The 13,728-nt window shown below is 46.5% G+C and carries 5 protein-coding genes; 3 read left to right on the forward strand and 2 right to left on the reverse strand.

What is annotated here, in order from left to right; genetic code table 11:
* Positions 1-479: 479 nt before the first annotated feature.
* Together H8K55_RS09450 and H8K55_RS09455 are read left to right on the forward strand one after the other, a co-directional pair.
* Positions 480-5,162 carry a glutamate synthase-related protein gene (locus H8K55_RS09450; protein ID WP_186941837.1) on the forward strand — a complete coding sequence of 1,561 codons (4,683 nt, stop codon included), beginning with the start codon at positions 480-482 and terminating at the stop codon, positions 5,160-5,162.
* A 275-nt stretch (positions 5,163-5,437) separates the two neighbouring features.
* Complete coding sequence (locus tag H8K55_RS09455) at positions 5,438-6,901, forward strand: glutamate synthase subunit beta (RefSeq protein ID WP_186941838.1); 1,464 nt, start codon at positions 5,438-5,440, stop codon at positions 6,899-6,901.
* Positions 6,902-7,162: 261 nt separating this feature from the next.
* On the opposite strand, the gene H8K55_RS09460 is transcribed toward H8K55_RS09455, so the two are convergent.
* Positions 7,163-11,128, reverse strand: coding sequence for an ATP-binding protein (locus H8K55_RS09460; RefSeq protein ID WP_186941839.1), 3,966 nt, complete (start codon positions 11,126-11,128; stop codon positions 7,163-7,165).
* Positions 11,129-11,551: 423 nt separating this feature from the next.
* Here H8K55_RS09460 and H8K55_RS09465 point away from each other — a divergent pair, with 423 nt between their 5' ends.
* Positions 11,552-12,034 (forward strand): hypothetical protein, encoded by a 483-nt coding sequence (locus H8K55_RS09465; protein ID WP_186941840.1) that lies wholly within the window; start codon positions 11,552-11,554, stop codon positions 12,032-12,034.
* Positions 12,035-12,141: 107 nt separating this feature from the next.
* Here the strand turns inward: H8K55_RS09465 and lpdA are convergent, their stop codons facing one another.
* Complete coding sequence (gene lpdA / locus H8K55_RS09470) at positions 12,142-13,551, reverse strand: dihydrolipoyl dehydrogenase (RefSeq protein ID WP_329605016.1); 1,410 nt, start codon at positions 13,549-13,551, stop codon at positions 12,142-12,144.
* Positions 13,552-13,728: the final 177 nt, after the last annotated feature.

A 13,728-nucleotide genomic window follows, 5' to 3' on the forward strand; every position in this document is an offset into this window, starting at 1 on the left:
CAACACATGAAGAGTTATGATAGATGAAAAAGAAGCAATTAAAGAAAGATGTCTGTCTCAAAATGGTCACCCAATAGTTTCCATCGACATATTTTCATATTCGCCTTATTCGCCTTAATAGGGCGACATCACCTTAAATTACCTATTCATTTTTATGTAGTGGCGTTTTTGCCGGGTAACCACTTTCAGCTAAAGGCGAGGACTTAAGGGCCTCTTTCATGCCTTCCGTCAAAGCATGTTGAAGTGAAATTTATTGTCTCTGACCCTTATAAATTATACGTAAAAATAAGACCAGTTTTTATAAACTCTGACCCTATTTTTTCTTGTTGCGAAATCTTTTGCACCGCACTATTCTTGAGCCCAAGTTTGATTTTTTTATTGTCGATTGGGTGATTTCCAAAACTTTATTTGGGATTGTTCAGCAAGCAGATTGAGGTACTTCGGCAGCGAAGTGCAGCAATGCAACAGCAGGGGGAACTATGCAAGCACAAGGTTTATACGATCCGAGTAATGAAAAAGACGCCTGTGGTGTCGGTTTTATTGCACATATTAAGGGTAAGAAGACACATGCCATCGTTGAACAAGGTCTGTTGATTCTGAAGAATCTGGATCATCGCGGCGCGGTCGGTGCTGATGCCTTGATGGGCGACGGTGCGGGTGTTTTGATTCAGATTCCTGATCAATACTATCGCGAAGAGATGACGAAGCAGAGCGTGGAATTGCCACCGCCTGGAGAATATGGCGTGGGTATGATCTTTTTGCCTAAGGAACATGCTTCGCGTTTGGCTTGTGAACAAGAGATCGAACGTGCGGTGCGTGCTGAAGGTCAAGTCGTCTTGGGCTGGCGCGATGTGCCAGTCGATCGTGAAATGCCGATGTCACCGACCGTGCGTGAAAAAGAGCCAGTGATACGCCAGATCTTTATCGGTCGCGGCCCGGACATCATGGTCACTGATGCACTCGAACGTAAACTCTACGTAATCCGTAAATCTGCAGTACATGCGATCGAGGCTTTGCACCTCTTGCATGGTAAAGAATATTTCGTGCCTTCAATGTCGGCGCGCACGATCGTGTATAAAGGTTTGCTGTTGGCGGATCAGGTTGGCGTCTACTACAAAGATTTGCAAGACGAGCGTTGCGTGTCAGCTTTGGCGCTTGTGCATCAACGCTTCTCCACTAATACTTTCCCAGAATGGCCATTGGCTCACCCGTACCGAATGATTGCGCATAACGGCGAGATCAACACCGTTAAAGGCAACTTCAACTGGATGCGTGCACGTGAAGGTGTGATGAAGTCTGCAGTGTTGGGTGACGATTTGCAAAAACTGTATCCACTGATTTTTGAAGGTCAATCTGACACCGCAAGTTTTGATAACGCGCTAGAACTCTTGGTCATGGCGGGTTACCCGATTGCACAAGCAATGATGATGATGATTCCTGAGGCTTGGGAAAATCACACCATGATGGATGACAATCGTCGCGCCTTCTACGAATATCATGCAGCGATGATGGAGCCATGGGATGGTCCGGCTGCGATGGCGTTTACCGATGGTCGCCAGATCGGCGGCACTTTGGATCGTAATGGTTTGCGTCCAGCGCGTTACATCATCACGGATGATGACTTGGTGGTGATGGCGTCTGAATCCGGCGTGTTGCCGATTCCAGAAGCGCGCATCATCAAAAAATGGCGTCTGCAACCAGGCAAGATGTTCTTGATCGACCTCGAAGCTGGTCGCATCATCGACGACAAAGAGATCAAAGACACCTATTCCAATGCCAAGCCATATAAGCAGTGGATTAATTCTGTGCGCATCAAACTCAATTCACTCAAAGGTGAAGAAGACAATACGCCAGAAGCTGCTTCTTTATTAGATCGCCAGCAGGCATTTGGTTACACCCAAGAAGATATTAAGTTCTTGATGGAACCAATGGCTGTCAGCGGCGAAGAAGCAATTGGTTCTATGGGTAACGATTCATCCTTAGCTGTGATGTCGAACAAACTCAAGCCTCTGTATAACTACTTCAAACAATTGTTCGCGCAGGTGACGAATCCACCTATCGATCCTATCCGTGAAGCGATGGTGATGTCGCTGGTGTCGTTCATCGGCCCGAAACCGAATTTGCTCGATACGAATAATATTAATCCACCGATGCGTTTGGAAGTCTCGCAACCGGTGTTAGATTTTGCCGATATCGCCAAGCTGCGCAACATTAGCGCCAACACGGGCGGCAAATTTAAATCTTACGAACTCGATATTTGCTATCCAGTTGCGTGGGGCAAAGACGGTATCGAAGCACGCTTGGCATCAATCTGCGCCGAAGTGGTCGATGCGGTGAAATCCGGTCACAACATCATGATCATTACTGATCGTAAGATGGATGCAAACTTTGTGGCGATTCCGGCCTTGTTGGCGACATCCACCGTGCATCAACATTTAGTCAGTAAGGGTTTGCGTACCACGACAGGTTTGGTAGTAGAAACTGGCTCCGCACGCGAAACACATCACTTCGCTTTGCTCGCCGGTTATGGCGCGGAAGCTGTACATCCTTACCTAGCGATGCAGACACTCGCTGATATGGCGACCAAGTTCAAAGATGTGGACGCGGAAAAGGCTATCTACAACTACACCAAGGCAATCGGCAAAGGCTTGCATAAAGTCATGTCGAAAATGGGTATTTCCACATACATGTCTTATTGCGGCGCGCAGATTTTCGAAGCCGTTGGTTTGAATAAATCCCTGGTCGATAAATACTTCAAAGGCACAGCCTCGAATGTCGAAGGTATAGGTGTGTTTGAAGTTGCGGAAGAAACTTTGCGTTTGCATAAACTCGCGTTCGGCAATGATCCAGTGTTGGCGAATGCACTCGATGCAGGTGGCGAATATGCTTTCCGTATCCGTGGTGAAGACCATATGTGGACACCGGATTCGATTGCGAAGTTGCAGCATTCCACACGTTCGAATAACTTCAACTCTTACAAAGAATATGCCCAGATCATCAATGATCAATCTAAACGTCACATGACTTTGCGCGGTCTGTTTGAATTCAAGATTGATCCTGGCAAAGCGATCCCGCTGGATCAGGTTGAATCAGCCAAAGAAATCGTTAAACGTTTTGCGACGGGCGCGATGTCGATGGGATCAATCAGTACTGAAGCGCATGCGACTTTGGCAGTGGCAATGAATCGTATCGGCGGCAAATCGAATACCGGTGAAGGCGGCGAAGATCCAGCGCGTTACACACAAGAGTTGAAAGGCATCCCGATCAAGCAAGGTGCAACGATGGCATCGGTGATCGGTAAAGATCAGATTGAAGTGGATATTCCTTTGCAAGAAGGCGATTCCCTGCGCTCACGTATTAAGCAAGTGGCCTCTGGCCGCTTCGGTGTGACCGCAGAATATTTAAGCTCGGCAGATCAGATTCAGATCAAAATGGCGCAAGGTGCGAAACCGGGTGAAGGTGGTCAGTTGCCAGGTCATAAGGTGTCTGAATACATTGCGAAATTGCGTTTCTCGGTTCCAGGTGTGGGCTTGATTTCTCCACCTCCGCATCATGATATTTATTCGATCGAAGATTTGGCGCAGTTGATTCATGACTTGAAAAACGTCAACCCACGTGCCTCGATTTCCGTGAAGCTGGTGTCTGAAGTTGGCGTCGGTACGATTGCGGCTGGTGTGACAAAAGCGAAATCCGATCATATCGTGATCGCAGGTCATGACGGCGGTACTGGTGCTTCACCTTTGTCATCGGTGAAACATGCAGGCACACCATGGGAACTCGGCTTGTCAGAGACGCAGCAAACTTTGGTCTTGAATGGTTTGCGTGGTCGTGTTCGTGTGCAAGCAGACGGCCAAATGAAAACTGGTCGTGACGTAGTGATCGCAGCAATGCTGGGCGCAGATGAAATCGGTTTCGCCACAGCACCGTTGGTGGTGGAAGGCTGCATCATGATGCGTAAGTGTCATTTGAATACATGCCCAGTTGGCGTTGCAACCCAAGATCCAGAATTGCGTAAAAAGTTTTCTGGTAAGCCTGAATACGTCGTGAATTATTTCTTCTTCGTCGCGGATGAGGCACGTCAAATCATGGCGCAACTCGGTATCCGTACGTATGACGAATTGATTGGTCGTGTGGATCTCTTGGATAAATCTAAAGCGATCACACACTGGAAAGCCAAGGGCTTGGATTTCAGCCGTATCTTCCATCAAGTCGATGCGGGTGCGGATGTGGCGACGCGTCATGTTGATGTGCAAGATCATGGTCTCGACAAAGCCTTGGATAACAAGTTAATTGCGCAAGCAAAATTGGCTTTGGAAACAGGTGAAAAAGTCTCCTTCATCCAGCCTATCAAAAACTTGAATCGCACAGTTGGTGCCATGTTGTCGGGTGAAGTCGCCAAGCGTTATGGCCATGCTGGTTTGCCTGACGATACGATACACATTCAATTGCAAGGTACGGCAGGTCAATCCGCTGGTGCATTCTTAGCGCGTGGTGTGACTTTGGATTTGGTCGGCGAAGGTAATGATTATGTCGGCAAAGGTTTGTCCGGTGGTCGCATCATCATTCGTCCAAATACAGAATTCCGTGGCTGGGCAGTTGATAACATCATCTGTGGCAACACAGTCTTGTACGGTGCGATTGCAGGTGAAGCCTTCATCAATGGCGTGGCCGGTGAACGTTTCGCAGTGCGTAACTCCGGAGCGCTGGCAGTGATCGAAGGCATCGGTGATCATGGTTGTGAATACATGACTGGCGGCACGGTGGTGGTACTCGGCGCAACTGGTCGTAACTTCGCAGCGGGTATGTCTGGTGGTATCGCTTATGTGTACGACCCAGATGGTGAATTCGCAGCCAAGTGCAATATGTCTATGGTGAGTTTGGAATCCGTATTGGCGGGTGACGAGCAAGAGAAAAATGTCGCTAAATCCCTATGGCATGCTAAGACGCGCGGAGGTGAACCTGAAACGGATGAAGTAATTTTGCGCAGTTCGATTGAGCGCCATTTCAAACACACAGGCAGCACGCGTTCACGCAATTTGCTGGACGATTGGGCGCGTAGTCGTGCGAAGTTCGTCAAAGTCTTCCCGCATGAGTACAAACGTGCTTTGGGTGAGATGTTTGCTGCGAAACAGGCTGAAGTGAAGTTGGAAAAAGCGGCTTAAGGGCTAAACAGCATCGCCGCAGAGGCGCAGAGTTTGCATAGAAGTGGTAGCTAGATTTACTCCTTCCCCTTCAAGGGGAAGGTTGGGATGGGGATGGGTTTTAGTGGTGTGAGTTGTTCTAATTTCGCACGGCTGAAACCCATCCCCACCCTAGCCCTCCCCTTGAAGGGGAGGGAATATTAACAGAACTCCACTCTGACATCTTGTGCCTCTAGGTTGAGAGATTAAAAAAGTTAAAACACGCGCATTGCGCCTAGCTAGATTGAGGTTTTATCATGGGAAAAGTAACAGGTTTTATGGAATACCAGCGCTTGCAAGAAGCGAGCGAAGCGCCTAAGGCGCGTTTGAAGCATTACAAAGAATTTTTAATGCACTTGGATGATGGTCAAGCCAAGATACAAGCAGCACGTTGCATGGATTGCGGCATTCCGTTTTGCAATAACGGCTGCCCAGTCAATAACATCATCCCAGATTGGAATGATCTGACTTACAACGGCAATTACCAACAGGCCTTGGAAGTGCTGCATTCGACGAATAACTTCCCAGAATTCACCGGAAGAATTTGTCCTGCGCCTTGTGAATCTGCTTGTACATTAGGTATCAATGAACTGCCAGTCGGTATCAAATCGATAGAACATTTCATCATCGACAAAGGCTGGGAAAACGGTTGGGTAAAGCCACAAGTTCCTGCTATCAAAACCGGTAAGAAAGTCGCCATCGTCGGCTCTGGGCCCGCAGGCTTAGCCGCTGCGCAACAGTTGGCACGTGTTGGTCATGACGTCACTGTCTTCGAAAAAAATGATCGCGTCGGTGGTTTGCTACGTTATGGTATTCCTGATTTTAAAATGGAAAAATCGCAAATCGACCGTCGCGTTGAACAGATGCAAGCCGAGGGTGTGACTTTCCGCACAGGTGTTTTGGTGGGAAAAGATTTTCCATCAACAATCACCAACTGGTCGAAAGAGACAATTTCTGCTGACGAATTGAAAAAAGATTTTGATGCGGTGATCGTCGCTGGCGGTGCAGAAATACCGCGTGATTTGCCAGTGCCTGGCCGCGAACTCAAAGGTGTACATTTTGCGATGGACTTTTTGCCTTTGCAAAATAAAGTGAATGCAGGAGACAAAATCAAAGACCAATTGTCCGCCAGTGGCAAGCACGTCGTGGTCATCGGTGGTGGCGATACAGGTTCAGATTGCGTCGGCACTTCCAATCGTCACGGCGCAAAATCAGTCGCGCAATTTGAACTGATGCCACAACCACCAGAAACAGAAAACAAACCATTAGTCTGGCCTTACTGGCCAACCAAATTACGCACTTCCTCTTCACACGAAGAAGGTTGTGATCGCGATTGGGCGGTGGCAACGAAGCGCCTGGAAGGCAAGGGTGGCAAAGTAGAAAAACTGATCGCCTGCCGCGTCGAATGGAAAGACGGCAAGATGAGCGAAGTGCCGGACTCTGAATTTGAAATGAAAGCAGATTTAGTGCTATTGGCGATGGGCTTTGTCTCACCAGTCGCACAAGTCTTAGATGCCTTCGGTGTCGATAAAGACGCCCGCGGTAATGCCCGTGCAACGACTGATGGCGAAGGCTGCTATAAAACTAATGTCGAAAAAGTTTATGCCGCTGGTGACATGCGTCGCGGTCAATCCTTGGTGGTGTGGGCGATTCGCGAGGGCCGTCAATGTGCGCGTGAAGTTGATGCTTTCTTGATGGGTGGATCAGTGTTGCCGCGCTGAGATTGCATGTGAGAAATTGATGGCATGCAGTGTTTTTTTTGAGTAGTACCATGTTGCATTAAGGTTTCCCTCCAATACGTCTTTTATCTGACTTGTTGGAGGTTTTTTTATACTAGTTTTAGTAAATTTCGCATGTTTGTATGGTGTGTGAAAGTAATATGCTTATCTTTTCTGCCTTTCAAATTATTCCTTAAGTATGAATATATTCATGTGCACACGAATCATCGTTCATCTAATAAGATTAATGATGTGAAGGGCTCTTTATAATGACCCTGCAATATCTTCCGGCGTGGTCTCAGGCGCTACCAGCGGCAGTATGATTTCAAAATATGTGCCACGCCCGATTCGGCTTTTCACTTGTATGCTACCTCCTAAAATCGCTGTCACAATGTTGTAACTGATATGCAGGCCGAGTCCGCTCCCGCCTTGTCCCATACGAGTGGTGAAGAAAGGTTCGAAGATACGATTGAGGTTGTCTTCACTAATGCCGTGACCGTTGTCACTGATGACTAATTTGATTTGTGTGTCGTTGAGCTTTTTTCCTATGATGCGGATTTCGCGATTTTTCATGTCGTCGAAAGCATGTATCAAAGCATTGATGATCATATTGGTGATGACTTGCCCATAGGGTCCCGGGTAGCTGTCTAGTTCAATATTGTCTGGGATGTTGATGGACAAGTGGTGTTCATCTCTGCGTATGCGTCCGCCTAAGGTGGAGGCAATTTCTGTGGTGACGGTCAGTAGATTAAAAATGCGTCGTTTGTCCGAGGTTTGGTCGACTGAGATTTGTTTGAAATTGGTAATCAGCGTCGCTGCATTGTTGAGATTGCGAACTAATAGTGCACACGCATTTTTTGCATGTTCGGCAAAATTATCAATGCGCGAGCGCCGAATACTACCGGCATTAATATCGTGCACTAGTTGTGTGGTGATTTCATCTAATGAACTTGCGGTTAACAGGCTATTGCCAATTGGCGTATTGAGTTCGTGTGCGACACCTGCAACAAGTGCACCCAACGCCGCCAGTTTTTCTTGCTCTACCAGCTTACTTTGCGTTAGTTGTAAGCGGTGATAGGCGATCGCATTGTCGAAGGCTACTGCCGCATAGGCTGCTAAAGAACGTAGTATTGCCACATCGTTTTCGTGATAGCTATTGATGGCATTATTTTGGATAAAGATCACGCCTATGATTTTTTGTTTCAGCATCATGGGAACATAGATAGCAGAACGAGGTACACGTGGTTTGTCATCTATTACTTGATGATGGTGATGTTCTGGCTCAATACTGACGAAGCTGTCTAGCTCTCTGGTATCCAGCGTTAAATCGTTGATCAATAGATCTTTGGCTTGCAATACACAGTGCGAAGCTGGTTGTTCTTTGCTATCTAAACTGCGTTGATATGGGCGTACGGCTTGGTCGTTTTCAATGACATAGTCGAAGCGTATCAGGCGACGTTCCCAGTCGACTAGGCCAATCCCAAAGTTATCCCATGGCAGGAGATCTTTGACATAGCTTTTCAAATTTTCTTCAATCGCATGGCTATCTAGGGACGCCGTGATTTGTCGCCCCATCTCAGCAAGCTGGGCAATATTGTGACGTGCTTTATCCGCAGCTTCTCTCTGTTCGACTGCTTCACGGGTCCGTGCGAGAACTTCCTTTTCTAATAGTTTTTTATTGGTTCGCAAGCGTAGGGTATAAAGATAAACTAGGCCAACGATGCTGGTGATGCCTAGTATTATCCATAAGGTATATGCCCATAGTGTGCGATACCATGGCGGTAGAATCGTAAAACGGTATTCCGCTTCGTTGGCCAAAGTCCCATAGATATTTTTTGCTCGAACCCGAAAACGATATTGTCCCTCCGGGATGTTGGTATATTCTTTTGAGCTGATGCTATCCCACTCACTCCACTGGCGATCGAAACCTTCTAACTGATATTGATAGCGGGTGCTGCCAGGTTTTTCAAAAAAAGTCGCGGCAAATTCAAACATTAAAGCGTTTTGCTGATAGCTGAGTTGTCGTGTTTGATCGGCTGTTTGTTGGGTTTGAAAAACCGTTTTTTCGCGTGGTATTTCTCGTCCATCGACACCATAGTTACCTTCAAAGATGATGTCCTTGGTGTTGGCTGCGACTTTTCTGACTAGGGCGGAAAATTGTTCAGCATAATTTTTATTGGAATTTGGATCGATACGATAATGGTTTTCACCAGGTAGCCAAACGCTACTATCTGGGTGGACATATAAGGCTTCACCGATGTTGCTTAGCCCTAGGAAAGGTTTGCTATTAGCTCTAAATTGCCCTGTTTGATCTCGCTCTACCCATTGAACACCATCAGACGTCTGCAATAAATATATTCCGTTAGCATAGAGACTAATATCGGTAACTACCAAACTGCCATCACTAAATTGCGAGCCGAAGCGCTTATCCGGGCTAAATTTGCTTGATTCACTGTCGTCGTTCCAAGTGGCGATTTGTGCACTGTAGATTCCTTTTTGCGAGGCTAAAAATAGAGTGCCGTTGAGAAAACTGGCGCGGATTGATGTTAGCTCGGGTAATCCATGCTCAAGGCCGATTTTATGCAGTTTGATTTGTAGCGGATCATCGCCATTAAAGTGGATGCGGATTAAGCCCTGGACTTCAGTTGTTAACCACAGATCGCCACTAGCGTCCGTTGCAATGCGTCGTATGTTGTCTTGAATTTCTTTGAGCTTTCCTAGTAATTTCCATTGGCCTTGGTCGCGCTGAAAGACCTCTAATCCCCCCATTTTCCCCATAAACAAATGATTTGGCCAGCGTTGAGATACACCAAGTGCGTAGGCATCGCTGCTGGAACCGTCTATCCTTTGGGTGCCATTGTCGGTGACTTTAAACAGCCCGCGACCCGAGGCGATCATTAAATCTCCAGCGACTTCTTTAAATTGCCAAATTTCGCCAGGGCTATTAGGGAGTGGCGCAAATTGTGGAACATCTTGTTCCGGGCTGTATTGATGCGGTAATTGTTTCAAAATATGCTGATAAGTTCCAACATAAAATTGACCTTGATAGTAGTAGCTAGCGATCGAAATTCCTTCAATGCCATTGTTAGCATTAAATACCGACTGTGGCACACTCAATTCAATATGCGATATGCCAGAATTGGTGGTCGCCCATAAATTATGACTGCGATCAAGCATTAAACCCGTCACAGTATTATCAATTAAACCGGCGTGTCGATTGATGACACGCAGTACTTTGCCTTGACGATTAAGAATAATAATGCCGCCTTTCACCGTGCTGATGGCGAAGGATTGTTCATCGATCTGAATCATTTTGTAAATGAAGAGATTGTCGTGTTTGGTGAGCTGGTCAATCTCGGTTGGCAAGCTTCGTACGAAGGATGCCGGCAAATGATTGGGGCGATATTTTTTGCTATTCGGATCCCAAAGCGAGCTTAAATCGAGCGTCAAAAAATCGCCAGATGCGCGTCCAGCGAGAATCTGATGTGGCGCAAAGCGAGCCAATACGATACGTTTTCCATCTGCGACATTTGCAAATTCTGGCAGTGGAATAATTTGTCCGTCATCGATCAGACTGAGTCCACGCTGGCTATCAATGTAAAACACATGATCATTCATTACTAGCGCTTGCGAGGACGCAAATTTGCCACCGATTTCGGTAACTTTACCTTGATGAAATCGGAAAATATGGCTACGCGTTAAAAAGTAAACGCCATGTGAAGTTGTTTCGATCTGCCACACATCATTAAAACCTAAGGCATTTGGGGGAATTAAATCACGCAAAGAATTCGCACGTACTTTGCCATTTTGATTCACCGACAGATAACCAAAATCACCTATGGATCCATAGTAAATCGTTTGATCCGCGGCGATTGCTAAGGCACGTATCATCGGCTTACTTTTAGTATCGATGGCTTGCCAACGCTGTCCATCAAATTCAAGTAGTCCGGATGAATTTCCAACATAAATGACACCGCGCTGGTCTTGAACTGCACTCCAGTTTTGTGTGTGCTCTTTATACACCTTGGCATCATAATTACTAATGACAGGCGCGCCTAAAATTGGTCTTGGCGAAGTGTTATCGTTGGTGATAGCCTGAGCCAGAAGTTTTGGCGATGCAAGAGAAAATACAGGCGAAAATGCAAGTAAAAATACTAATAATAGAATCCGCAAAAAGGAAAGGTTGTAGCACGCTTTTTCTCGTCCAGTAACAATATTCCAAGTTAACATGGAGCAGATTTCCTAATTTATTAAGGCTGCTTTTTTGTGGGCAGAAGTGCTATGTTTAAACCTACGTTTGCCGTACATTCGACAGTAGACAATGGAGTCGTTTTTATTGATTTAAATCATTTGACTCATGGCAATAATTTAGCACCGAATCCGCCACAAACACAGTCGTAGCGTCTGCAAGTGAGATAAGTTGTGGCTAATCGTCACAAGAAATGCAGGAACAAATCTGAAGACGCAATTGTTTTAATTATTTGCTTAGTTAATTTATTCACTAAAAGTGATTTGTCGTGAAAGCACTTTTGAATTCAGATTTTTTATTGGTATTTGTGACGATGGAAGATGGATTTATCGACATTGATAGGTTTTGATCGCGGTATCATGCAACGGGAAGTCGTCTAAGAATTATTGGAAAAGGGTATACCTATGTTTGTAGTTCAATTGAAGTTGTTAGTGTCTATTCTGACGATGTGTGTATTTATTAGCGTACCTATTAACGCATCAGCACAAGTTCAGGTGTCGGAGCAAAAAGCGGTTTTGTCAGCATTAGATCGTAGCGAACTGAAAAATTTTAATGCCCCTTATGTGTTTCGTATCGCTAGTTTTTCTAAAGAAGAGGGCGGTTATGGCAGTGGTGCTTTGGTGCTCTTGATGAGTAAGGACACCAAAACCGCTATTGTTAATGTAAACGGCGTGCGAACTGAATTACGCGCGATGCAAGCTGTGGCAATGCTAGACTGCCAGACAGGCTCAACGCGCCAACAAGTCTACGCCAAAGATCAACTACGTCTGATGGTGAAATTGACATTGAAGGCAGGCGAAGAAGCTTGTTGGGCAGAAGGTTTGGTTTCTATCCGTACGGATAAGCATACCAATCGTTATATGGTGAAGGGGGTTAGTGGATTGTGATAGCTTCCTAGAAATTCCACAGCAGTATTTTTGCTTTCATGAAAAATGCCAGCAACAGGCGTGTTCTGTATGCTGGCATTTTTTTATTGTGATTTAAATGTGTAAATTTAAATATGCAAAGCATGTCCCAAGGCGCGCAGGGCTGCTTCTTGTACTGCTTCACCTAAAGTTGGATGCGAATGAATCGTACCCGCGACGTCTTCTAAAGTGGCGCCCATTTCCAATGACAGGCCAAACGCTGCACTTAATTCTGATACACCTTTACCAACGGCTTGCCAGCCGACGATCAGATGACTGTCTTTGCGTGCCACCACGCGCACAAAACCTTCGCTTGATTCCAAAGTCATGGAGCGACCATTGGCCGCGAAGGGGAACATCGCTGTGATGCAATCTATACCTGCGGCTTGCGCTTCTTGTGGTGATTTGCCGACCACGACTAATTCGGGATCGGTGAAACATACGGCGGGGATAGAGGCTGGCGTGAAATGACGGCGTTTACCAGCGATGATTTCTGCCACCATTTCACCTTGTGCCATCGCACGATGAGCCAGCATAGGTTCGCCTGCCACGTCACCAATCGCCCATACATCACGCATAGACGTGCGGCATTGATCATCAATTTTGATGGCGCGACCGTTCATGTCTAGCATTAAGCTTTCTAAGCCAAAACCTTGTGTGCTAGGGCGACGTCCAACCGCTACTAAGACTTTATCGCAAGCGAGTTCAGATTCTTCACCTGCGGCGTTTTTTACGCGTACTGCACTTCCATCTGCATTCAAACCCTGTACGGTAAGGCCAAAATGAACTTCAACACCTAATTGTTTGAGTGCAGTTTTGACGACCTTGGTTAAGTCTTCGTCGTAAGCAGGCAAGATACGGTCGAGTGATTCCACGACACTGACTTCGGCACCGAGTTTGCGATACGCAATGCCGAGTTCTAAACCAATATAGCCGCCACCGACGACCACTAATTTCTTCGGAATTTCTGTCGGTGATAAGGCTTCCGTTGAGCTGATGACTTTGCCACTGCCAGAACCAAAGGGCATAAAAGGAAGCTCTACTGGCGTTGAACCAGATGCAATTAATAGATGTTGGCAAGTGATACGTTGTACCTCTTTGCCATCTTGCATCACCGCGACGGTTTTACCATCGAGAATCTGCGCCCAGCCTTTGACCACTTGCGCACCATTTTTTTTCAGTAGAACGCCAACACCTGAAGTTAAGCGCTTGACGATACCGTCTTTCCAGCTCACGGTTTGGGCTATGTTGATGCTGGGGGCACTGACTTGTATACCTATGGATGAACCATGGGCATAGTGCTTGGCTTTTTCAAATTCTTCTGCAGCGTGGATTAAGGCTTTGGAAGGGATGCAGCCGATGTTCAGGCAAGTACCGCCGAGTTGATCGCCTTCGATGAGGATGGTGGCAATACCGAGTTGTGCAGCGCGGATGGCAGCGATGTAACCGCCAGGGCCACCGCCGATAACGATTAGGGTTGTGGATGTTGTTTGCATAATGTGTTCCAGAAAATTAGCTTAGTTTGGTGTTTTTCTCCCTTCTCCCGTAAGCGGGAGAAGCAACTGTGTTTGGAGTCAAGGATTTTTGATTAAATATTCGTCGTCCCATGGTTTTCCTGATTTCATTATGGCGTTCAAAATGGTCAGTAACTTATGCATGCACGCCACTATCGCGAC

The sequence above is a fragment of the Affinundibacterium flavidum genome, assembly GCF_014284175.1.
Classification (GTDB): Bacteria; Pseudomonadota; Gammaproteobacteria; order Burkholderiales; family Burkholderiaceae_D; genus Undibacterium; species Undibacterium flavidum.

What these genes read in the sequence shown, in the direction of transcription:
- H8K55_RS09455 (WP_186941838.1), top strand. Translation starts at nt 5,438, where the DNA reads ATGGGAAAAGTAACAGGTTTTATGGAATACCAGCGCTTGCAAGAAGCG.
- H8K55_RS09450 (WP_186941837.1), top strand. Translation starts at nt 480, where the DNA reads ATGCAAGCACAAGGTTTATACGATCCGAGTAATGAAAAAGACGCCTGT.
- H8K55_RS09465 (WP_186941840.1), top strand. Translation starts at nt 11,552, where the DNA reads ATGTTTGTAGTTCAATTGAAGTTGTTAGTGTCTATTCTGACGATGTGT.
- H8K55_RS09460 (WP_186941839.1), bottom strand. Translation starts at nt 11,128, where the DNA reads ATGTTAACTTGGAATATTGTTACTGGACGAGAAAAAGCGTGCTACAAC.